Below are 22,312 nucleotides of genomic sequence, written 5' to 3'. Positions count from 1 at the left end.
AAAATGTTAAATAAAAGAGCAGATAAATTAGAATTATTAAGAATTGCTGAGGCAGTAGCTTTAGAAAAATCGATAGATAAAGAACTTATAATTAGTTCTATGGAAACAGGAATAGCTAAAGCGGCTAAATCTAAGTTTGGTCAAGAAAATGAAATTAAAGTTTCAATCAATAGAGACAATGGAGACATAGAATTGTTCAGAAAACTTATTATTTCTGAAAATCCTGAAAATGCAAATACAGAAATAAAATTAGAAGATGCAATAAGTCTTAATGAAAATAATAAAGATAAATCAATCGGTGATGAAGTTCTTCAGCCACTACCATCTTTTGATTTTGGTAGAATAGCTGCTCAAACTGCAAAACAGGTAATAAGCCTTAATGTTAGAGAAGCAGAGAGAGAGAGACAATTTAATGACTTTATTGATAAAAAAGATACAATTTTAAGTGGTATTGTTAAGAGATTAGAATTTGGAAGTGTTATTGTTGATCTAGGTAGAACAGAAGCAATCATTCAAAAAAATGAATTAATTCCTAGAGAAAATATTAAAGCTGGTGATAGAGTAAAAGCTTATTGTTATGATGTAAGAAGAGAGCCAAGAGGTCAACAAATCTTCTTGTCTAGAGCTCACCCAAAATTTATGGAAAAACTTTTTGTTCAAGAAGTGCCAGAAATATATGATGGATTAATCGAAATTAAATCTTCTTCAAGAGATCCTGGAAGTAGAGCAAAGATTTGTGTTAAAGCAGTTGATACATCATTAGACCCTGTTGGAGCTTGTGTTGGTATGAGAGGTTCTAGAGTTCAGGCAGTTGTAAATGAACTCCAAGGAGAAAAAATTGATATTGTGAATTGGTCAGAGGATGCTGCAATACTAGTATCAAATGCTTTGTCGCCCGCAGAAGTTCAAAGAGTTAATGTTGATGCAGAAAGAAAAAAACTTGATGTGATTTTAACTGAAGAAAATTTGAGTAAAGCGATTGGCCGAAGAGGTCAAAATGTAAGATTGGCAACTAAGTTGTTAAATTATGAAATTAATATTATGACTGATGCGGAAGACTCCGAGAGAAGACAGTTAGAATTCAAAGAAAAAACAGATAATTTTGTTAAAAACTTAGAATTGGATGAGACTTTAGGTCAGTTATTAGTTGCCGAAGGTTTTTCAACAATAGACGATATTAAAGATAGCTTGCCAGAAAACTTAACTAAAATAGAGGGAATTGAAGAAGAAACAGCTATTGCGTTAATTGATAGAGCAAAAGAGTTTCACCAAAAAGATCAAGAAGATATATCGGAGAGAATTAAAGAGCTTGGTCTACAAGATGCTCTTATAAACCTTAAAGGTCTAACACCAGGAATGTTAGTTACATTGGGTGAACAAAAAATATTAACATTAGAAGATTTTGCAGATCTTGCATCTGATGAACTTACTGGTGGCTACGATGTAGTTAAAGGAGAGAGAGTTAAAATTCAGGGTTATTTAGAGGATTTTGCTTTATCTAAAGAAGAGGCAGATGAATTAATTATGTCTGCTAGAAATATAATTTATAAAGATTGAGAGATGAGCAATGGAGAAAAAAACAAAATTAACAATATCCGGCTCTGCAAAGAAATCCATAAGAAATATTGAGATAGCTAAAACTCAGGGAAAAAATTCAAGAGTAATTGAAAAACAAAGCGGAAAATTCACTAATAGAGGTGGATCGTTTAGACTTGGTGCAGGTAAACCAAAATTTACTACTTCATTTAATAGAGGTGCACCATTAAAACCGTCTTTTGCACCAAAATCTCCTCCAATTACAAGCGATTTTGAAAGAAGAAAACTGGCAGAACAAAGAGCTACCAAAAGACTTAAGGGAGATAGTGAAAAAGACAAAAAAACATTAAAAGCTGGAACAAAAAAAAGAGAATTAAAATTAACTGTTTCAAGAGCTTTAAGTGATGAAATAGAAGCAAGAGAAAGAAGTTTAGCATCAGTTAAAAGAGCTCGACAAAAAGAAATGAAAAACTCTTCCAAAGAAGAGACGCAAGAAAATTCAAAATCAGTAAAAAGAGACATCAATATTCCAGAAGCAATAACTGTTCGAGAGCTAGCTAATAGAATGGCGGAGCAATCTAGCAATGTAATTAAATATTTATTTGGGATGGGAGTAACTGTAACAATCAATCAAACTTTAGCTGCTGACACAGCTGAATTTTTAGTTAAAGAATTTGGACATAATCCAATAAGAGAAGAAAAAGCAGAAGAAATTATTCAAAAAATAAAAGCTACTAGAGTAGAAAATTTAAAAAATAGACCACCTATTGTTACGGTTATGGGTCATGTTGATCATGGTAAAACTTCTGTTTTAGATGTTTTAAGAAGTGCAAATGTAGTTTCAGGAGAGTTTGGTGGAATTACCCAACATATCGGAGCATACCAAATTGAAAGTCAAAGTAATAAATTAACTTTCATTGATACTCCAGGTCACGCAGCTTTTACTGAAATGAGAGCTAGAGGTTCTAAATTAACAGATGTGGTTGTTTTGGTTGTTGCAGCTGATGACGGAGTGAAGCCACAAACAGTTGAGTCTATTAAACACGCAAAAGCAGCAAATGTTCCAATAGTAGTTGCAATAAATAAGTGTGATCTTCCTGAAGCTGATCCGCAAAAAATTAAAAACCAACTACTTGAACATGAGTTAATAGCAGAAGATTTATCTGGTGATACGTTAATGGTTGAGGTTTCTACAAAAACAAAACAAAACTTAGATAAGTTAGTTGAGTCTATAATTTTACAAGCTGAAATTTTAGATCTTAAAACAGATTTTGAATCTAAAGCTACAGGGATTGTATTAGAGTCAAAAATAGATGTTGGAAGAGGACCGGTTGCAAATATTATTGTAACGACAGGCACTCTCAAAAAAGGTGACTTTTTTGTAAGTGGTTTAAAATGGGGAAAGGTTAGAGCAATTATTAATGATAAAGGTCAAAATATTAGCGAAGCTCCACCATCAACTCCTATAGAAGTTTTAGGTATAAATGGTGCCGCTAAAGCTGGAGATGATTTTATTGTTTTAGACACCGAAAAAGAAGCTAAAACTTTGAGTGAAAATAGAGCCCAAGAGAGCAAAGATGGAAGGAACCCATTAACCTTTGCAACACAAGATTCTGCTTTTTCGGATAAATCTTCTGAGGAATTAAATTTAATTATTAAATCCGATGTACAAGGATCATCAGAGGCTATCAAAAATGCAATTGCTCAAATTAAACATGAAGAAGTGAAACCAAAAATAATTTTAGCAGACATTGGAATGGTAACGGAGACGGATGTTACATTGGCCAAAGCATCTAATGCTGTTCTAATAGCCTTTAATGTTAAACCAAGCAAAGAGGCTAAAAAACTTGCTGAAAATGAAAAAATAAAAATTTCTTCTTATAATATCATTTATGAAGTGTTGGATTATGTTAAACAAAAAATGTCTGGGCTATTATCTCCTGATGTTCAAGAAACAATTACTGGTACAGCACAAATTCTTGAGATATTCAAAGTTTCAGGTGCTGGAAAAGTTGCAGGCTCAAAAATTACAGAAGGTGAAATAAATAGCAATTCCGATGTAAGAATTATTAGAGATGGAGCAATAATTTACACAGGAAAAGTTTCAACAATTTTCAGAGAAAAAAACCAAGTAAAACAAGTTAGTGATGGTCAAGAATGTGGAATTACAGTTAAAGATTACATGGATTTCCAAAAAAATGACACAATAGAGGCATTTAGTGTTACATCTACAGAGAGATCGATTTAATGGCTGATAGAACAGGAAAACCAGTATCACAAAGACAGCTTAGAGTTGGAGAGATGATTAAGCAGTCATTAAGCATGATTTTTATAAGAAATGAGGCTAAGGTTCCGAATTTAGAAACAAATACTGTAACAGTTACTGAGGTTAGAATGAGTCCTGATTTAAAAATTGCTAAAGCATATGTTCTTCCATTAGGAGGAAAAGATGCCGAGGAAACAATTAATGTTTTGAAGGAATACTCATTTTTAATAAGAAAAATTTTATCACAAAAAGTGGTTATGAAATTTTTACCAAAATTACTTTTTAGAAAAGATGAATCTTTTGAGTATGCGGAAAAAATAGAAAACTTAATAAAACAAACAAATAAATAGGAAGAAAGAGGCATGAACAAAAAGGCACAAGAATTAGCAATGCATGATAAGGATACTGGATCTTCAGAAATCCAAATTGCTTTGCTAACAGAGAAAATTGAAACTCTCTCTAAGCATATTAAGCAATTCAAGAAGGATAAACATTCATCTGTAGGATTGTTGAGAGCGGTAAATAGAAGAAAGAAATTGTTAGAATACCTAAAGAAAAACAAAATGGATTCTTACAAAAATGTACTGTCGAAATTGAATTTAAGAAAATAGGAAGTCAAGATAGATAGAACGGAATGGCACGAAATGAACGAAACGAAATGGAAATGAAATGTTTAAAGTATATAAGAAGGAAATTGAAGTAGCAGGAAAGAAGATAAGTTTAGAAACAGGTAAAGTAGCAAGACAGGCAGACGGTGCAATAATCGCAACATGTGGAGAGACAGTCGTACTAGCAACAGTAGTGGGGGCAAAAAAAGTAAATCCTGACATGGATTACTTTCCATTATCTGTAAATTACCAAGAGAAATATTATGCAGCTGGAAAAATTCCAGGTGGATATTTTAAAAGAGAAGCAAGACCAACTGAGAGTGAAACATTAATATCTAGATTAATTGATAGACCAATCAGACCTTTGTTTCCTGATGAATTTAAAAATGAAGTACAGTTATTACCAACTGTAATTTCATACGACAAAGAAAACGAACCAGATATTTTATCAATCACTGCTTCATCAGCAGCATTAGCTATATCAGGAATGCCATTCATGGGACCTGTAGGGGCTTCAAGGGTTGGATTTATTGATGGAAAATATGTTTTAAATCCATCTAAAGCAGAGTTAGAAAAATCGAAATTAGATTTAGTTGTAGCAGGTACAAAAGATGCTGTGCTTATGGTTGAGTCAGAAGCAAGCGGTTTAACTGAAGAAGAAATGCTAAATGCAGTTAAATTTGGTCATGAAGGCTTTGTTCCAGTGATTGAAATGATTGAGGAGCTTGCAAAAGAATGTAGAAAACCTGAATGGACAGTTGAGAAAAAAGATTTAACTGAAGTTAAGAAAAAACTTGAGGAAACTTTTACTGAAGATCTTAAAAAAGCTTTTGCTACAAGAGATAAACAAGATAGATCAAATCAAATTTCTGAAATTACTGATAAAGCTAAAAAACTTTATGAGGAAGATGAAAACTACACAGATCTTGATGTTAACAGTCAGCTAAAAAGTCTAGAAAAATCAATTGTTAGAACTGATATCCTAAAAAATAAAAATAGAATTGATGGAAGAGGTTTGTCTGATGTAAGACCTATCGAGTGTGAAGTGGGTATTTTACCTAGAGCTCATGGTTCTGCATTATTTACCAGAGGTGAGACTCAAGCAATTGTTGTTGCAACTCTAGGAACTTCTGATGACGAACAAAGAATTGAAAGTTTAGATGGGCTTCAGAGAGAACGATTTATGCTTCATTATAATTTTCCTCCTTTTTCAGTTGGAGAAACTGGAAGAATTGGAACTGGTAGAAGAGAAATCGGACACGGTAAATTAGCTTGGAGAGCGATTAACTCCTCATTACCAACAAAAGAGGCATTTCCATATACTTTTAGAGTAGTTTCAGAAATAACGGAGTCTAATGGTTCTTCTTCTATGGCTACTGTTTGCGGAACGTCTTTAGCGTTAATGGACGCTGGAGTGCCAATTAAAGAGCCAGTCGCAGGTATTGCAATGGGTTTAATTAAAGAGGGTGATGATTTTAGTGTCTTATCTGATATTTTAGGTGACGAAGATCATCTAGGCGATATGGACTTTAAAGTTGCTGGAACCAAAGATGGCATTACTTCTCTTCAAATGGATATCAAAATCACAGGTATTACATTTGAAATCATGGAACAAGCATTAAGCCAAGCTAAAGATGGAAGAGTTCATATCTTAGGAGAAATGAATAAAGCATTATCAGCTTCAAGATCTGATGTTGGAAAACATACTCCAAAAATGGAGCAAGTTAACGTTGATAAAAAAGACATTGCTGCTGTCATTGGAAAAGGTGGTGCAACAATCAGAGAGATAGTTGAAAAATCAGGTGCGAAAGTAGATGTAAATGATGAAGGTGTGGTAACAGTTGCTGCTCCAGACGAAGAGTCTAGAAACATCGCAATGCAGATGATTAAAGACATAACTGCAAAAGCTGAACTGAATAAAATTTATTCAGGTAAAGTAATGAAGATTATGGAATTTGGTGCATTTGTTAATTTCTTAGGAAAACAAGACGGGCTTGTTCATATCTCAGAACTTGCAGATAAAAGAGTTGCTAAAGTAACTGATGTTGTCAAAGAAGGTGATGAGGTAAAAGTTAAAGTAATTGGTTTCGATAGAGGTAAAGTTAAACTCTCTATGAAACAAGCTGCTGAATAATCAATAAGTTAAATTAAAATTTTAAACCCCTGGAATGAGAGTTCTGGGGGTTTTTTATATTGAAGATAAATTTATTTTTTTTGAGTATTTTTTATTTGGAACATTTTTGATAACTGCTTGGCCACAACGCATTATTCCTCGTTTTTTATCAAATGTCATTTTGGGTTCACCATATAATTTCCATCCATTCGATAATGCCTCAGTTACTCGATTACAAAATCTTGCTGTATCATCATCAGTAATAAATCTGTATCCCTTCATATATTTTTAACCAAATTTAACTAAATCTTAGGTTATATTTTTAGGATCTGGCATTCCAACCTTGTTATATCCAGCATCTACATAGTGAATTTCACCTGTAACACCATTTGCAAGGTCACTTAGTAGATATAATGCTGAATTTCCAACATCATGGATATCTACATTTCTCTTAAGGAAAGAATGGTCTTCATTCCATTTATACAGGAATTTTGCATCTCCAATGGCTGATGCAGCCAATGTTTTAATAGGACCTGCACTTATTGCATTTACTCTCATGCCCCTAGCACCCAGATCCCTTGCAAGATACTTAACACTAGATTCTAAAGCAGCCTTACAGACACCCATTACATTATAATTTGGAATAGCTTTATTTGCCTCGTAGCTTAAGGTAATTAAACTTCCACCTTCTTTCATTACTTTAGAGGCTTCTTTTGCAACTTCTGTAAATGAGAAACATGAAATTAACATGCTTCTTAAAAAGTTTTCTCTAGTTGTATCTAAATACTCACCAGATAATTCTGATTTATCTGAAAATGCAATTGCATGAACTACAAAATCAATTTCACCCCATTGTGATTTAACATCTTCAAATAATTTTATTACGTCCTCTTTTTTTTCAACATCGCAGCTGAATGTTACTTTTGAATTTAACTTTTCAGCTAAAGGAACAACTCTTTTCTTCAAGGCATCACCTAAATAAGTGAACGCAAGTTCAGCTCCAGCTTCTGCAAGTTTTTGTGAGATGCCCCAAGCAATAGATCTTTCATTGGCAACTCCCATGATTAATCCTTTTTTACCTTTCATCAAACTCATAGTTTAAACCTTTTCAAAAATTAAAGCAGCATTAGTTCCACCGAAACCAAAACTATTAGACATTACTGTATTTAAAGTTGCACCAGTTTCAGTTTTTGAAACTATTGGAAATTTTTTAGCTTCTTCATCCATCTCACTTATGTTTGCAGAGCCAGCTATGAAATTATTCTTCATCATTATCAAACAGTAAATTGCTTCATGAACTGAAGCCGCACCAAGTGGATGTCCCGATAAAGATTTTGTCGAACTAATCTTTGGGATATTGTCTCCAAAAGTATTTTTAACTGCATTTAGCTCCGTGATATCTCCAACTGGAGTAGAAGTTCCATGAGTATTGATATAATCAATTTTATTTTTAGCAGTAGACATTGCCATTTGCATACATCTGACAGCACCTTCTCCTGATGGAGCTACCATATCGTATCCATCTGAAGTTGCTCCATAACCAGTTAATTCTGCGTATATTTTAGCACCTCTTGCTTTAGCGTGTTCATATTCCTCTAGCACTAACACACCTGCACCACCTGCAATTACAAAACCATCTCTTGTTTTGTCATATGCTCTTGATGCTGTTTCGGGTGCATCATTATATTTTGATGATAAAGCAGTCATCGCATCAAACATTGCCGTCATTGCCCAATGAACTTCTTCACTTCCACCTGCAAAAACAACATCTTGTTTTCCCATTTGAATTAATTCCATTGAATTACCAATACAGTGGCCACTTGTTGCACAAGCAGAACTCATTGTGTAGTTGGTTCCTTTAATTTTAAATGGAACAGCAAGTGTTGCAGAAGCTGTACTTGCCATTGTTCTTGGAACAATGAATGGTCCCATTAATTTTGGAGTTTTAGCCCTTGTTTTATCCGCAGCCAAAATAACATTTTCAATTGATGGACCACCAGAACCCATCACGATTCCAGTTTTAAAATTGCTAACTTCAGTTTCTTCTAATCCCGAATCCTCAATAGCTTCTTTCATTGCAATATAATTATAAGCTGAACCTGAACCCATAAATCTAATTGTTTTTCGATCGATATGATCTTCTAATTTTATATTTGGTTTGCCATGAACATGACTTTTAAGATTATGTTCTTTATATTCCTCAGCATAAGAAATTCCTGATTTTGAATTAATTAATGATTGATGAACTTCCTCTTGGTTGTTTCCCAAACAAGAGACAATTCCTAATCCTGTAATTACTACTCTTCTCATTATTTAAATAACCCCACTTTCAAACTTTCTGCTGAATATATTTTTTTGTCATCAGCAAGTACAATTCCATTGGCAAGACCAACAGTTGTTCCACCTGGCGACATAATTTTTTTCATATCTATTTCGTACCTTACATTTTTAACATTTTGTAAAACTTCACCAGTAAATTTTACAGTACCAACTCCTAGAGCTCTACCTTTGCCAGGATTTCCTAACCAGCCCAGAAAAAATCCAACTAGTTGCCACATAGCATCTAAACCTAGACACCCAGGCATGACTGGATCCTCTTTAAAATGACAGTCAAAAAACCATAGATCGTTTTTTATATCTAATTCAGCCTTTAAAGAGCCTTTATTGAAAGCTCCATTATTCTCGTTGATTTCAGTTATTCTATCAAACATCAGCATTGGAGGAAGTGGTAATTTTGCATTACCTGGTCCAAAAAGATTACCATTTCCACAACTTATTAGATCGTCATATGAGTAGGAATTTTTTTTCATATTTTTTGAGAAACCTTATTACTTGATTTAATACCAATATAATATAATAAAACTGTATATTTTTATTCATACATTAGAATAATTATAAAATACAATGGTAAAAAACTGTAATTTTGTTGAAAAATTAAGAGATTTAGGACTTAGACCCACTAAACAAAGGGTTAAAATGTGTGAAGTTCTATTTAATAGAGAAAAAACTTTTCATTTTACAATCAATGATCTCGTAAAAATGATTTCTGAAGAGATGAATGAAAAAATTTCTTTAGCAACAGTTTACAACACTGTTCATGCATTTCAGAAAAAAGGTTATTTAAAAGAAATTTCGATTAACAGCGATAAAAGTTATTTTGATACAAACACATCTGTTCATCATCATTTTTATGATGAAGATACTCATCAGCTAATAGATTGTGATGAAAATGATATAGACCCAGTTAATATTAAAAAAAATATTACAGGAAAAAAAATAAATTCAGTTGAAGTTTTGGTTAAAGTTGCGAGTGATAATCAAACTCAAAAATAATTCAATTAAATCAATTATATAAAATCTAGATTATAATAATTCTAAACTATTGACATTAAAGTTTTAGACACTATATGGTCTATAAAGTTAAATTAAGGAGAAAAAAATGTCTTTAAAAGGAAGTAAAACAGAAGAGAACTTAAAAGCAGCATTCGCTGGTGAGAGTCAAGCAAATAGAAGATATCTTTATTTTGCACAAAAAGCTGACATCGAAGGCTATAATGATGTAGCTACAGTATTTAGATCAACAGCAGAAGGTGAAACTGGTCACGCACATGGTCACTTAGAATACCTTGAACAAGTTGGAGATCCAGCTACTGGGAAACCAATTGGTGAAACTAAAGCAAATTTAGCTTCAGCAATTGAGGGAGAAACGCATGAATATACTGACATGTACCCAGGTATGGCTAAAACTGCAAGAGAAGAAGGTTTTGAGGAAATTGCAGATTGGTTTGAGACTTTAGCAAAAGCTGAAAAATCTCATGCTGGTAAATTTCAAAAAACTTTAGAGTCTATTGCCTAAATAATATTCATTAGTGGGCGTTTACCGCCCACTAAATTTAACAAAATTTCTAAAATCAAAAAAAATGAAAGAGCAACTTTTACAATTAATAAAAGATTGGTTTAATGAACCAGTGGTATTAGTTTCTTTATCATTAATTATAATTTCTAATATAATCGTATGAGCAAAGAAGGAAGTCTAGACGCCCCAATACGTCACCCGATTGATTTTGAGCATCCAGATTTTTTAAATCCTGAAAAATTAGATGCAGAAATGCGAAGAGTGTTTGATATTTGCCATGGATGTCGAAGATGTTTTAATCTTTGTGACTCCTTTCCAAAATTGTTCGATATGATTGATGAATCTGAAAATGAAGACGTAGAAAGTTTAAAAAGTGAGCAATTTGCTCCGGTTGTTGATGCCTGTACTCTTTGCGACATGTGTTTTATGACCAAATGTCCTTATGTACCTCCTCATGATTTTGATCTTGATTTCCCTCATTTAATGTTGAGGTACAGAACGGCACAGAAAAAATTAGGTAAATTACCAAGTGTTCCAAAGCAATTAGCCCAAATAGATAGAAACGCAAAAATTGGGGTTTTATTTTCTAAAATAATTAATTGGGCATCAGATATAAAAAATAAGTTTTTCAGAAAAATATTAGAGGTAGTTGCGGGTATCGATAAAAGGGTTCAACTTCCAAAATACAATTCAGAAACTTTTTCTAACTTTTTTAAGAAAAACAATCACAAAATAAACTACGAGACAAAAACTAATGATAGAAAAGTTGTAATTTATTCTACCTGTTTTGTTAACTTTAATAAAAAAAATACGGGTGTTGCAGCTTTAAAAGTTCTAAAGAAAAATGGCGTAGAAGTTCAAGAAGCCTATCCTGGATGTTGTGGAATGCCATTCTTAGAGCAAGCTGATCTTCCTAAAGTTGTGAAACAGGCTAAAAAAGTTTCTAAAGATTTAGTTGAATGGATTAACAAAGGTTACAAAGTTGTTACCTTAACCGCTAGTTGTGGCTTAATGTTAAAATTTGAATGGCCATTGCTTTTACCAAATGATGATAAAATAAAAAAATTATCTGCAAATGTAATGGATATTGATGAATATGTTGTTGATATTGCAAACAAAGAAGGATTAGCAGATGGTTTGCAAGAAATCGATGGTGGAGTAACAGTTCATCATGCGTGTCATGCAAGAGCACAAAACATGGGTATCAAAGCAAGAGATATGCTTAAACTTATCCCGAATGTTAAAATTGATGTTGTAGAGAAATGTGCTGGGCATGGTGGAACTTTTGGTGTGATGAAAGAAACACATGATCTGGCCAATAAAGTAGGAAGACCAACTGCAAGACAAATTAAAACAAAAAATAACAAGTACATGGCTTCTGATTGTCCTTTAGCAGGTAAGCACTTGAAGCAGCTTGAAGTGGATACTAACATCTCCAATGATGAGGCACTACATCCTATCGAATTGATGGCTAAAAGTTATAAATTATGATTATGCCAAGAGAAAAAAGAGAGATACAAAAAGAAGACATCATGCCATTGGATATCTACACAAAAAATAGAAGAGAACTGAGAAAAAATATTGTTGATTTTAAAAAAAATAGAAGAATTGCATTAGGTCCTTATGCAACTTTTTATTTTGAAAGTTACGAGACAATGTTAGCTCAAGTTCAAGAAATGTTATATATTGAAAAAGGTGGAGATGAACAACTTAAAGATGAGTTGTCAGCATACAATCCTCTAATACCAAATGGTAAAGAATTAACAGCTACTTTGATGTTTGAAATAGACAATCCTATATCACGTGCAGCTTTCCTAGGAAAAGTGGGTGGAATAGAAGAAACAGTGTTTATGAAAATTAATGGAGAAAAAATAAAAGCTATACCAGAGGAAGATGTTGATAGAACATCAGCTGAAGGAAAAGCTTCTTCAGTCCAATTTATTCATTTTAATTTTTCAGATGACCAAATAGCTAAATTTAAATCTGAAGAAATTGAAGTTGAAATAGGAATAGATCATAAAGAATATTCCCATACTACCAAGCTGTCTTTAGAGAACAAAAAGTCACTTTCTGCAGATTTTAGTTAATTAAATCCCCAGACATTATCTGTTTTAACCCAACCTTGAAATTTTCCAGATGTTATCTGACACCATTCTTGTTCACACTTTTCTAATATTAATAACCTACCTTCCTTAATAAGAGCTATTGGTTTTGCAAAAGATGTAGGGTTTTTAAATAAAATTTTATCTTTTGTTGCTATTGCAGAATTATTTTTTTTTAATTGAGATATATGTATCCACCCACCATTATTTTTAAGGTCTATAATTCTTCTAAAGTTTTCTTTTTTATCTATTTGTTTTAAAGGAAGGTTAATTTTTTTGTAAACATATTTTACATCTGAATCAAAACTTGGACCGTACCTAACGTTTACTTTATTTTTTTTTAAAGAAACAAATATTTCATCAGCTGAACTTATTGAAATTGATAAGATAAAAATTAAAATTATTCTTATAATTAATTGCATAGACAGTTTTTTCTTTTTTTAATTTTTGCTTTTCTAAAATTTAAATTTAATAAATCAATAATTAAAATATAATTATTTAAACTTTGGCCTATATTTAAAATATTTTTTAAAATTTCATTAGCTTGTATCGTGCCAACTATTCCCGCTACAGTTCCCAGGATTCCTTCATATTCACAATTGAGTATTTCATCTGATATTTTTTCCTCTTGATAAAAACATCGAAGGCATGGTTCCTTTTTATTTTTGAAATTAAATGTAAAGATATGACCATCAAATTTACTTATAGCACCAGTTACCAAAAACTTTTTATACTTTAAACTTAAATCATTAATTAGAAATTTACTTTCAAAATTATCAGTTCCATCAACAATATAATCGTAATCTTTAATAATTTTTTGAAAATTAGATTTATTTAATTTGTAATTAAAAATTTTTATATTTGTTAAAGAATTAATGTTGTTTAATTTTTTTTTAGCTATTTTGACTTTTAGTTGATTTAAATCTTTCTGATTGAATAAACTCTGCCTATGAATATTTGAAAGGCTTATTCGATCATGATCCACAATTCCTAATGAGCCAACCCCTGACCTAGTCAAGAATTCTGCTACTGGGCACCCGAGACCACCCATGCCTATTATTAATACTTTTGCATTTGTAATTTTATTTTGACCTAAAATACCAATATTTTTTAATATGATCTGTCTTGAAAAACGTTCGATTTGTTTTTTGTTTAGTTTTTTGCTCATTTTCCTGTTGAGCCAAATCCGCCTTCGCCTCTAATTGTTTCTGGAAGCTCATCTGTTTCTTCAAAATTCATTTTTATCACTGGTGCAAGAACCATTTGAGCTATTCTGTCTTTATTGTTTATTAAAAAATCTTCTTTTCCGTGATTGTAAAGTATTACTTTTATTTCACCCCTGTAATCACTATCTATGGTTCCTGGTGTATTTAAAACACTAATACTATTTTTTGCTGCTAAACCTGATCTAGGTCGTATTTGAATTTCAAATTCATTTGAAAAAGCAACGGCAATTCCAGTTGGAACTAAACAAGAATTTTGGGATTTAAGTATAATAGGTTCTTTTATAAATGCCATAAGATCCATTCCCGAAGCCCCTTCTGTTTTGTAGGCAGGTAGCTCTATTGAAGGATCTAATTTTTTAACAAGGATTTTTGCCATTAATTTAATTGATCAATTATTCTATCAACTATTTCTTCAGAAATTTCAGATTTTCTTTTGTATGGTAGGACTTCACTTTTTAAAGATTTATTTTTGTAGTGGATTACAACTTCATTATAATCAGAGTTAAATCCAATATTTTTGTTAGAAACATCATTAGCAATTATCCAATCACAATTCTTTTTATTTAATTTTTCTTCTGCATTTTTTAAAACTTCGTTTGTTTCTGCTGCAAAACCAATCACAATTTCAGGCCTCATAGAATTATGATTTGATATGTAATTTAAAATATCAATATTTTTTTCTAAATTTAAATTTAATGCTTCTTCTTTTTTTATTTTTGTTTGAGATTTATTTTTTACTTTAAAGTCTGATACTGCAGCTGAAAAAATTGCTACATCTACAGGTAAATTCTCTTGTGTAGCAGCAAACATTTCATCTGCTGTTTCAACTTCAATGAGTTTAATATCTTTTTCTACTTCTAGATTAGTTGGTCCTGAAATCAGTGTTGTGTCAAAACCTTTTTTCGATAGACATTTAGCTAATTCATATCCTTGTTTGCCACTTGATTTATTTGTTATAAAACGCACAGGGTCGATATACTCATTTGTTGGACCCGCAGTAACTAAAGCTTTAAATTTTTTATTTTGACTTTGGTTTAAAAAAAATTGGTTTAACTCATCCGCAATTTTTAATGGTTCTGACATTTTACCTTCTCCATATTCCCCACATGCCATATCTCCTATTTCTGGACCAATAAACTTATAACCAAAATCTTTTAATTTTTTTAAATTAGTTTTTGTAGATTTATGTTCCCACATTCTAACATTCATCGCTGGTGCTAAATAAATTTGTTTATTTGAGGCAAGTATTACAGCGGAAGCCAAATCATCTGTAGTACCTTGTGCTAATTTTGAAATTGTATTTGCTGTAGTTGGTGCAACGATAACTACGTCTGCCCATCTAGAAAGTGAAATGTGATCCATTTCAGTTTCGTTTTCTAAGCTAAATAAATCACTATAAACTTTACCTTGAGATAGTGATGCTACTGATAATGGAGTTACAAATTCTTTAGCACTAGAAGTAAGTATAGTTTTTATTTCTGCACTATTTTTTTTTAATAATCTAATCGTTTCAAGACTTTTATAAGCTGAAATACCACCACAAATAATAAAAAGAATTTTTTTGTTATTAAGATTTTTCATTTGCAGAATTAAAATACTATAAGACCAAAAATTACAAGAAGTAATAAACCAATAATAGATTGGTTTCTAAATGCTATCATTTCAGATTTTTTATCGTTTAAAGCTGTATAAGAATTGGAGTTTTGAGGAATTTGTCCGCTAGCTAAAAATGTTAGAGCTTGATTTGCTTTGTCCATGATTTCAGGTAACTCAGGTAATCTTTTAATTACTTCAGTACTATTTTTAAGTGTTTCGTTAAAATTATTTATAGGATCTTTTGTTTCTCTTAACCAATTTTCAAGAACTGGTTTAGAAGTTGTCCAAATATTAGTGTTAGGATTTAATTTTCTTGCAACACCCTCAACCACAACCATTGTTTTTTGTAACATCAACAATTGAGGTTGAGTTTGCATATTGAATTTTTCTGTAACATCAAAAAGCTGTTTTAATAATTTTCCACCCGAAATATCTTTAACCTCTTGACCAAATATTGGCTCTCCTATTGACCTTAATGCTTGTGCAAGATCATCTATTGGCACATTTTTAGGAACTAATCCTGCTACCAAGTGAACCTCAGCAACTTTTTTATAATCTCTTTGTATAAATCCAAATAAAATTTCAGCTAAAAAACGTTTACTCATTTTGTCTAATCTACCCATTATACCAAAATCTATTGGAGCTATTAGACCATTCTCATCAATAAATATATTTCCTTGGTGCATATCAGCATGAAAAAAACCATCCCTTACTGCATGTCTTAAAAAATGTTGGATAATATCCTCAGCAATTTTATTAGTATTTAAATTTCTTTTTTTTAGCTCCTCTGTTTCACGAATAGATACTCCATCTATCCAATCTAATGTCATTACATTCTCACTAGTAAAGTTCCAATATATTTCAGGAACTTTGAATCCAGCATCATTTTTTGTATTTTCTGCATATTCATTTGCGGCTGCTGCCTCAAACCTTAAATCCATTTCTAGGTTAGTTATTTCTTTCAACAAAAAAACAACTTCCACAAGTTTTAATCTTTTAGTTTTTTTTAAAAATGACTCAATGATAAATGCAAATAGCATCATCGCATCAATTTCTTCATTAAATATTTTTTTTATGTCAGGTCTTATAATTTTTATTGCTACATCTTTAATTGTACCATTGTCATTTATTTTAGCTTTATGAACTTGTGCTATTGATGCAGCAGCAACTGGCTCACTTAAATCAATAATAGAATTGTAAGCATCATTGCCTAAATCATTTTTAATTATTTCTTTTGCCTGATTAATAGAAAATGGTGGTACACGATCTTGTAATTTTTCCAGCTTTGTAGAAAGTTCTTCTCCTATAATATCAGGTCTAGTAGCTAAAAATTGACCTAATTTTATAAAAGTTGTACCCATCGACTCTAATGATTTTGAAAGTCTTTCACCATCATCTAGCGCATGATGACTCAATTCTTTTTTTTCAAAAGATATTGCTAATAGCTGAAATAAAATTGTGATTGCGACCGGCGGTTTTTTAAATTTAGAGGCAATATCTAAAATATCAGATTTTGCAATTTTTCTTCCTAATTTAAATAAAGTAATTAATTTTCTTAGCATTATATTTTCCAACCACTATGGATAGAAACTATACCACCTGAAAAGTTCCTATAATTACATTTCGTAAAATTATGCTTTTTCATTAAGTCAATTAATTCTTCCTGATTAATAAATTCTTCAATACTTTTTACTAAATATTCATATGGTTTTTTATCGCCAACAATAAATTGACCAATATGAGGAATTATTTTTGAATAGTTTTTATAAACAAAATCTAGGTTAGAGTTTTGAATTTTTGAAAATTCTAAACATAAAAATCTTCCACCTGGTTTTAATACCCTATAAGCTTCGGATAGAGCTTTATCTAAATTCTTTGTATTTCTAAGACCAAAACTTATTGTGTAATAATCAAATTCGTTGTCTTGAAGTGGAAGCTTCTCAGCAGCTGCATTGATCCATTTTATATTTTTATAATTAGATAATTTTTGTTTGCCTTGATTAATCATACCTTTATTTGGATCTACACAAGTGACTTCTGACATTTGATTTGTACTATTCAAAAATAATTTACCGATATCTCCAGTTCCACAAGCAACATCTATTAACTTTCTATTTGGAGATGGTTTCATTATATTGATTAGACTTTTTTTCCAAAATCTATGAATGCCCAGTGACATGAAATCGTTCATCAAGTCGTATTTACTATAAACTTGATCAAAAACACCTTCCACAAGGCCTTTTTTATTTTGAAGATATTGTTGCATAAAAAAATATATATTGAATATAGTGAGAAATGCCAGAATTACCAGAAGTAGAAATTGTTAGACAATCTTTAGACAAAAAAATTAAACAAAAAAGTATTAAAAAAGTAATTATTAGAAATAAAAATCTTAGGTTTCCACTTCCAAAAAATTTTAGTTCTTTTTTAATGAATAAAAAAATTATTAAAGTAGATAGATTTTCCAAGTATTTAATATTGAATTTTAAAAGTGGAGAGTTTTGTTTGATACATTTGGGTATGTCTGGAACCATACACATCATTGATAGTAAAAAAAAATTAAAATTTACTAATGCTAGTTTTTATCATTCTCCTATATTACCAAAAAAACATAATCATATTGAATTAATATTTAATTCTTTGAAAATAATTTATAATGACCCAAGAAGATTTGGTTTTTTTGAGTTAGTAGAAAATAGTGAAAAATTAGAAAGTAGATTTAAAAATTTGGGACCAGAACCATTCAATTTAAACTTTAATATGAATTATGTTTTTAATTACTTCAAAGGAAAGAATAAAAATATTAAAACATTTTTATTAGATCAAAAATTTGTTTCTGGAATTGGGAATATTTATGCAAGTGAAATTTTATTTCTAAGTAAGATTTATCCATTTAAAAAAGCAAGTTTGTTAACTAGAGAAGATTGTAAAAAAATTATTTACTATTCAAAAAAAATTTTATTAAGAGCAATTAAAAAAGGTGGTTCAAGTATTAGAGATTTTAAGGATACGTTGGGATCTTCTGGAAACTATCAAAAAGAGTTTAAAGTATATCAGCAAGAAGGATTAAGATGTAAAACTATAGGATGTACTGATACTATACAGAAAAAAATTGTATCAAATAGATCTACTTTTTTTTGTAATTCCTGCCAAAATTAGCAAAATATTTAGTTGACCGTTTTCAGTTCTCAAGCTATACCCCTGCGCATGGCAAATACAAAATCAGCTATTAAACGTATAAGACGTATTTCTAAACAAACAGCAGTTAATAAAGCTAGAAAAAGTAGATTTAGAAATGCATTAAAGAAAATGAACGCTTTAATTGATACCAAAAAGAAAGACGAAGCGTTAAAATTCTTACCTAAATTAAACTCTGAGTTGATGAAAATTGCAAAGACTGGTGTAATTAAAAAACAAAATGCATCAAGAAACGTTTCAAGAATAACTAAAAAGATTGCAGCAATTTAAAAACCTTAAGTTGTTTCGAAGATAAATTTCACACACACATTATATAAGATCTAAATATTTTCAAATTACTATATTTAGATTTAGTAAATCTTTGATCTTACACAATACAATCAATGTTTGATTCAATCTGTATTTGATTCAATCAAAAATTTTATTTTTAAGAAAATTTAAAACTAATTTAAAAATTTGTGTCCATAAAAAAAAATGATTGTGACAATAAACTCTACAATTGCAGATTTAATTTTTTTTTAATTTTAAATTTAATACTTGTTGCAAAATTTTTTAAATCGTTCTAACTGAGATCTTCCCTTAAGTTATGAATAAATCTTTTACAAATAAAAATATTAATAATTTTGCTTCAGAAGAGATCGATTGGCAACAAATTCAATCTGAAATGAAGAATAAATTAGGTTTGGAAATTTATGAAAGTTGGTTAAAAAAAATATCATTTCTTGAGGAGTATAATAATTATTTACTTTTATCTGTTCCAACTAGATTTATTAGAGACTGGATTACTTCGAGGTATTTAGACCAAATTCTGAAAATAATTAAATTGTATAAAAAAGGTATAATTAGAATTGAATTTAAAATTATTGATCAAAAAGTTGATAAGGATTTAAAAGAAACAACAAATATTGAAAATACCCAAAATGAAAATGTTTCATTTATAAAAGACTCGTACCTTCAGTACAACCGAATAGATCCAAACAAACGATTTGATAACTTTATAACTGGATCAAGCAATAAACTTGCATATGAAGCTTCTATAAAGGTTACAGAAACTATCTCTCATTATAATCCACTCTATATTTATGGTGGTGTAGGAATGGGGAAAACTCACTTATTAAATTCTATTGGTTTTGAGATGAAGAAAAAAAATAAAGTGATGTTCATTTCAGCTGAACGTTTCATGTATCAGTTTGTAAAATCAATTAAATCAAATGATATGGTTAAGTTTAAAGAATATTTTAGAAACACTGATATTTTATTAATAGATGACATCCAGTTTATTAGCGGCAAAGAAGCAATGCAGGAAGAATTTTTTCATACATTCAATGCTTTGTTAGATAAAGGATCGCAAATTATAGTATCTGCTGATAGAGCACCTAATAAATTAATGCGTATTCAAGAGAGAATTAAATCTAGATTTTCAGGTGGATTGGTTGTTGACATTCAAAAACCTGATTTAGAATTACGAAAAAAAATAGTTCAAAAAAAAACAGAAGAATTAAACAATTTATATTCAGATCAGCTTCAAGTATCAAAAGATATACAAGATTTTATCAGTAATGAGATCTCAGGAAGTGTTAGAGAATTAGTTGGAGCAGTTAATCGAATAGTATCCTTTTCAAGAATTTATAACAAAGTTCCAAATTTACCTGAAACTAAAGTGGTATTAAAAGATCTTTTAAATATCTCTGAAAACAAAGTAACAATTGACTTAATACAGACTATTGTGTGTAAGTTTTTTAAGATAAGCAAAAATGAAATGCTTTCTTCAAGAAGATCAAGATATCTTGTAAGACCTCGACAGACAGCAATTTACTTAACTAAAATTTTAACTTCAAAATCATTACCAGAAATAGGTAGAGAATTCTCGAATAGAGATCACACAACAATTATCCATTCTGTTAAAACAATTGAGAAAATTAAAGAAAAGGATCCAGAAATGGTAGATAATATCAATAAACTTAAAAATCAGATATTATACAATAACAAAGAAAATGAAATTTAACGTCAACCAACAAGACCTTCAGCAAGCACTAAATTATTGTCAGGGTGTAATTGAAAAGAGAAGCACGTTACCAATTTTATCTAATATTTTATTAGATGCTAGTAATTCTAAATTAACAATTACTGCTACAGATCTTGATTTAATTTTTATACACCAGCTAAATAATGTTGAAATTCTTGAAGAAGGAAAAACAACAACAACCTCGTCAATTATGTATGATATAATCAGAAAATTAACATCAGGAAAAAAAATTAACCTTACTCTTACCGATGTAAGTAAATTACAAGTAGAATCGGAAAAATCTATTTTTAATTTGAATTGTATTAGTGCTACCGAGTTTCCATTGACTGATGAAAATTTTAATGAAAATGAATTTATTATAAAATCAAAACAATTATTGAAACTTCTAAATAAATGTAAGTTTTCTGTTTCAAATGATGAAACTCGACATTATTTAAGTGGTATTTATTTTCACCAAACCGAAGTTGAAGATAAAAATTATTTAACAGCTGTTGCTACTGACAGTCATAGAATGTCGATTTCAAAAATCAGGCTAGATGAAAAAATTGAATTTGACCCTATTATACTTCCCAAAAAAACAATTTTTCAACTTTGTTCACTGTTAGATAGTTATGATGGTGATGTAAAAGTATCAAATCTAAAGTCAAAAATTAAGTTTGAACTGAATAATAGTATTTTAATTTCAAAACTTATCGATGGAAAATTCCCGAATTACATTCAGGTAATCCCTAAAAATAATCAAAAAAAATTAGAAATTGATTTAAAACTTTTCTTAAACTCAGTTGATAGAGTGGCCTCTGTATCTCTGGACAAAAAAGATGGTGTAAAATTTAATTTATCAAATGATACTCTTAACCTTTCGGTAAATAATACTAATAGCGGAGACGGAAAAGAAACATTAAATGTTAAATTTGATCACGACTTAGAAATAAGTTTTAATTCCAGATATTTGATTGATGTAGCTTCACAATTAGATGGTGATAGAGTCGAAATCTTCTTTAATGATACGGGTTCACCAGCATTAATAAAAGATCCAGGCGATTTTGACAGTATTTATGTTGTGATGCCAATGAAGGGTTAATTTATTAAATCTAATTCTTGATAGATATTTTTTTCTAAAGTTTTTAAAAATTCATTTTTTTCTAGCCCAGCTGAAATAGGTTTTAATATTGATATAGTAATTGTTCTATTACTATTTTTTCCACCTTTTTTTGGCCATACGTAGCCAGAGTTTATGGCTACTGGTAAACAATTTATTTTTAATTCTTCATATATCCTTGAGGCTCCTTTTTTAAATGGAGTTCTATTGTCAGGTAATACTCTGGTACCTTGAGGAAAAATAATTAATGGACGATTTGATTGTGATATTGTTTTTGAAATATCACTAAAAAAACCTAAATTATCTTTAGTTGTTTTATTTCTATTTATTGAAATTGATCCTATTTTTTTTAAATACCAACCAAATATTGGAATTTGAAGAAGCTCTTTCTTTAAAATAAAAACTGGTGAATTAAAAATAGTTTGCAAATAAAAGGTTTCAAACATTGATTGATGAGATGCAGCAATAAAAAATTTATCCTCTTTTATTATATTTTCTTCACCTTTAATAAGGATTTTTACTGAAAGGATAAACCTTAAGCAAATACCAGTCCAATAGCCCATTAATTTGCCACCAATTAAAACAACTTTTCTTGGTAGAAAGAAAGAAGGTAAAAAAATTATAGAAATAACAATAATTCCAGTAAAAAAAATTATTGAAAATAAAAAGTTTCTTATCATTGTCTC

Annotated in this window: 24 protein-coding genes; 13 read left to right on the top strand and 11 right to left on the bottom strand. The window is 30.2% G+C overall.

Annotated features, from left to right (window positions below):
* Nucleotides 1–3 precede the first annotated feature (3 nt).
* Genes nusA through pnp form a run of 5 tightly spaced genes read left to right on the top strand, consistent with a single transcriptional unit; the run spans nucleotide 4 to nucleotide 6,544 of the window.
* On the top strand, nucleotides 4–1,557 hold the full coding sequence (gene nusA / locus ACTTBE_RS05495; protein WP_440677504.1) for a transcription termination factor NusA: 1,554 nt from the start codon (nucleotides 4–6) through the stop codon (nucleotides 1,555–1,557).
* A 10-nt stretch (nucleotides 1,558–1,567) separates the two neighbouring features.
* Entirely contained in the window at nucleotides 1,568–3,784 is a 2,217-nt protein-coding gene (infB, locus tag ACTTBE_RS05490; protein WP_440677503.1) for a translation initiation factor IF-2, read from the top strand.
* Entirely contained in the window at nucleotides 3,784–4,152 is a 369-nt protein-coding gene (rbfA, locus tag ACTTBE_RS05485) for a 30S ribosome-binding factor RbfA (RefSeq protein WP_440677502.1), read from the top strand. The genes infB and rbfA overlap by 1 nt, the downstream gene beginning before the upstream one ends.
* Nucleotides 4,153–4,164: 12 nt before the next feature.
* Nucleotides 4,165–4,413, top strand: a complete 249-nt coding sequence (gene rpsO / locus ACTTBE_RS05480; RefSeq protein WP_075485648.1) for a 30S ribosomal protein S15 — start codon at nucleotides 4,165–4,167, stop codon at nucleotides 4,411–4,413.
* A gap of 58 nt (nucleotides 4,414–4,471) precedes the next feature.
* Nucleotides 4,472–6,544: a polyribonucleotide nucleotidyltransferase gene (gene pnp, locus ACTTBE_RS05475; protein ID WP_440677501.1), complete on the top strand. Its 2,073-nt coding sequence runs from the start codon at nucleotides 4,472–4,474 to the stop codon at nucleotides 6,542–6,544.
* Nucleotides 6,545–6,598: 54 nt separating this feature from the next.
* Here pnp and ACTTBE_RS05470 read toward each other — a convergent pair whose 3' ends face one another.
* Genes ACTTBE_RS05470 through fabA form a run of 4 tightly spaced genes read right to left on the bottom strand, consistent with a single transcriptional unit; the run spans nucleotide 6,599 to nucleotide 9,333 of the window.
* A complete protein-coding gene (locus ACTTBE_RS05470) occupies nucleotides 6,599–6,805 on the bottom strand; it encodes a DUF1737 domain-containing protein (RefSeq protein ID WP_428079160.1) in 207 nt (68 codons plus the stop codon).
* A gap of 27 nt (nucleotides 6,806–6,832) precedes the next feature.
* Nucleotides 6,833–7,618: an enoyl-ACP reductase FabI gene (locus ACTTBE_RS05465; protein WP_440677500.1), complete on the bottom strand. Its 786-nt coding sequence runs from the start codon at nucleotides 7,616–7,618 to the stop codon at nucleotides 6,833–6,835.
* Nucleotides 7,619–7,621: 3 nt separating this feature from the next.
* A complete protein-coding gene (gene fabB, locus ACTTBE_RS05460; protein WP_440635117.1) occupies nucleotides 7,622–8,833 on the bottom strand; it encodes a beta-ketoacyl-ACP synthase I in 1,212 nt (403 codons plus the stop codon).
* The gene (gene fabA / locus ACTTBE_RS05455) at nucleotides 8,833–9,333 is read right to left on the bottom strand and encodes a bifunctional 3-hydroxydecanoyl-ACP dehydratase/trans-2-decenoyl-ACP isomerase (protein ID WP_440655178.1); all 501 of its coding nucleotides are present in this window, start codon (nucleotides 9,331–9,333) and stop codon (nucleotides 8,833–8,835) included. Before fabA ends, fabB begins: the two co-directional genes overlap by 1 nt.
* A 94-nt stretch (nucleotides 9,334–9,427) precedes the next feature.
* Between fabA and ACTTBE_RS05450 the strand changes: the two genes are divergently transcribed.
* The 4 genes from ACTTBE_RS05450 (at nucleotide 9,428) to ACTTBE_RS05435 (ending at nucleotide 12,466) form a co-directional block, all read left to right on the top strand.
* On the top strand, nucleotides 9,428–9,856 hold the full coding sequence (locus tag ACTTBE_RS05450; RefSeq protein ID WP_262590069.1) for a Fur family transcriptional regulator: 429 nt from the start codon (nucleotides 9,428–9,430) through the stop codon (nucleotides 9,854–9,856).
* A 106-nt stretch (nucleotides 9,857–9,962) separates the two neighbouring features.
* Nucleotides 9,963–10,379, top strand: coding sequence for a rubrerythrin family protein (locus tag ACTTBE_RS05445; RefSeq protein ID WP_262590070.1), 417 nt, complete (start codon nucleotides 9,963–9,965; stop codon nucleotides 10,377–10,379).
* A 159-nt stretch (nucleotides 10,380–10,538) separates the two neighbouring features.
* Complete coding sequence (locus ACTTBE_RS05440) at nucleotides 10,539–11,870, top strand: (Fe-S)-binding protein (protein ID WP_440677499.1); 1,332 nt, start codon at nucleotides 10,539–10,541, stop codon at nucleotides 11,868–11,870.
* A 2-nt stretch (nucleotides 11,871–11,872) separates the two neighbouring features.
* Complete coding sequence (locus tag ACTTBE_RS05435; RefSeq protein WP_440677498.1) at nucleotides 11,873–12,466, top strand: DUF3501 family protein; 594 nt, start codon at nucleotides 11,873–11,875, stop codon at nucleotides 12,464–12,466.
* Here the strand turns inward: ACTTBE_RS05435 and ACTTBE_RS05430 are convergent.
* Genes ACTTBE_RS05430 through ubiE form a run of 6 tightly spaced genes read right to left on the bottom strand, consistent with a single transcriptional unit; the run spans nucleotide 12,463 to nucleotide 17,569 of the window.
* Nucleotides 12,463–12,903 carry an SH3 domain-containing protein gene (locus tag ACTTBE_RS05430; protein ID WP_440677497.1) on the bottom strand — a complete coding sequence of 147 codons (441 nt, stop codon included), beginning with the start codon at nucleotides 12,901–12,903 and terminating at the stop codon, nucleotides 12,463–12,465. The genes ACTTBE_RS05435 and ACTTBE_RS05430 overlap by 4 nt on opposite strands.
* On the bottom strand, nucleotides 12,894–13,649 hold the full coding sequence (locus tag ACTTBE_RS05425) for a HesA/MoeB/ThiF family protein (RefSeq protein ID WP_440677496.1): 756 nt from the start codon (nucleotides 13,647–13,649) through the stop codon (nucleotides 12,894–12,896). Before ACTTBE_RS05425 ends, ACTTBE_RS05430 begins: the two co-directional genes overlap by 10 nt.
* On the bottom strand, nucleotides 13,646–14,083 hold the full coding sequence (gene dut / locus ACTTBE_RS05420; RefSeq protein ID WP_440613541.1) for a dUTP diphosphatase: 438 nt from the start codon (nucleotides 14,081–14,083) through the stop codon (nucleotides 13,646–13,648). The genes ACTTBE_RS05425 and dut overlap by 4 nt, the downstream gene beginning before the upstream one ends.
* Nucleotides 14,083–15,288 carry a bifunctional phosphopantothenoylcysteine decarboxylase/phosphopantothenate--cysteine ligase CoaBC gene (gene coaBC, locus ACTTBE_RS05415; RefSeq protein ID WP_440677495.1) on the bottom strand — a complete coding sequence of 402 codons (1,206 nt, stop codon included), beginning with the start codon at nucleotides 15,286–15,288 and terminating at the stop codon, nucleotides 14,083–14,085. The genes dut and coaBC overlap by 1 nt, the downstream gene beginning before the upstream one ends.
* Before the next feature lie 8 nt (nucleotides 15,289–15,296).
* The gene (gene ubiB / locus ACTTBE_RS05410) at nucleotides 15,297–16,865 is read right to left on the bottom strand and encodes a 2-polyprenylphenol 6-hydroxylase (protein ID WP_440677494.1); all 1,569 of its coding nucleotides are present in this window, start codon (nucleotides 16,863–16,865) and stop codon (nucleotides 15,297–15,299) included.
* Nucleotides 16,865–17,569 carry a bifunctional demethylmenaquinone methyltransferase/2-methoxy-6-polyprenyl-1,4-benzoquinol methylase UbiE gene (gene ubiE, locus ACTTBE_RS05405; RefSeq protein ID WP_440613538.1) on the bottom strand — a complete coding sequence of 235 codons (705 nt, stop codon included), beginning with the start codon at nucleotides 17,567–17,569 and terminating at the stop codon, nucleotides 16,865–16,867. The genes ubiB and ubiE overlap by 1 nt, the downstream gene beginning before the upstream one ends.
* Before the next feature lie 29 nt (nucleotides 17,570–17,598).
* On the opposite strand from ubiE, the gene mutM reads away from it, so the two are divergent.
* From mutM to dnaN, 4 genes are all read left to right on the top strand, one after another.
* Nucleotides 17,599–18,462 (top strand): bifunctional DNA-formamidopyrimidine glycosylase/DNA-(apurinic or apyrimidinic site) lyase, encoded by an 864-nt coding sequence (gene mutM / locus ACTTBE_RS05400; RefSeq protein ID WP_440677493.1) that lies wholly within the window; start codon nucleotides 17,599–17,601, stop codon nucleotides 18,460–18,462.
* A 48-nt stretch (nucleotides 18,463–18,510) separates the two neighbouring features.
* Nucleotides 18,511–18,771, top strand: coding sequence for a 30S ribosomal protein S20 (gene rpsT / locus ACTTBE_RS05395; RefSeq protein WP_262590084.1), 261 nt, complete (start codon nucleotides 18,511–18,513; stop codon nucleotides 18,769–18,771).
* A 316-nt stretch (nucleotides 18,772–19,087) separates the two neighbouring features.
* A complete protein-coding gene (gene dnaA / locus ACTTBE_RS05390) occupies nucleotides 19,088–20,506 on the top strand; it encodes a chromosomal replication initiator protein DnaA (protein WP_440677492.1) in 1,419 nt (472 codons plus the stop codon).
* A complete protein-coding gene (dnaN, locus tag ACTTBE_RS05385; RefSeq protein WP_440648217.1) occupies nucleotides 20,496–21,608 on the top strand; it encodes a DNA polymerase III subunit beta in 1,113 nt (370 codons plus the stop codon). The genes dnaA and dnaN overlap by 11 nt, the downstream gene beginning before the upstream one ends.
* Here the strand turns inward: dnaN and ACTTBE_RS05380 are convergent.
* Nucleotides 21,605–22,306: a lysophospholipid acyltransferase family protein gene (locus tag ACTTBE_RS05380; RefSeq protein ID WP_440677491.1), complete on the bottom strand. Its 702-nt coding sequence runs from the start codon at nucleotides 22,304–22,306 to the stop codon at nucleotides 21,605–21,607. The genes dnaN and ACTTBE_RS05380 overlap by 4 nt on opposite strands.
* Between the last annotated feature and the right edge of the window lie 6 nt (nucleotides 22,307–22,312).

The sequence above is a fragment of the Candidatus Pelagibacter sp. HIMB1587 genome, from assembly GCF_052047775.1.
GTDB lineage: Bacteria > Pseudomonadota > Alphaproteobacteria > Pelagibacterales > Pelagibacteraceae > Pelagibacter.
The sequence above is the reverse complement of the archived record's forward strand: the minus strand, read 5'-3'. Positions and strand labels throughout refer to the sequence as shown.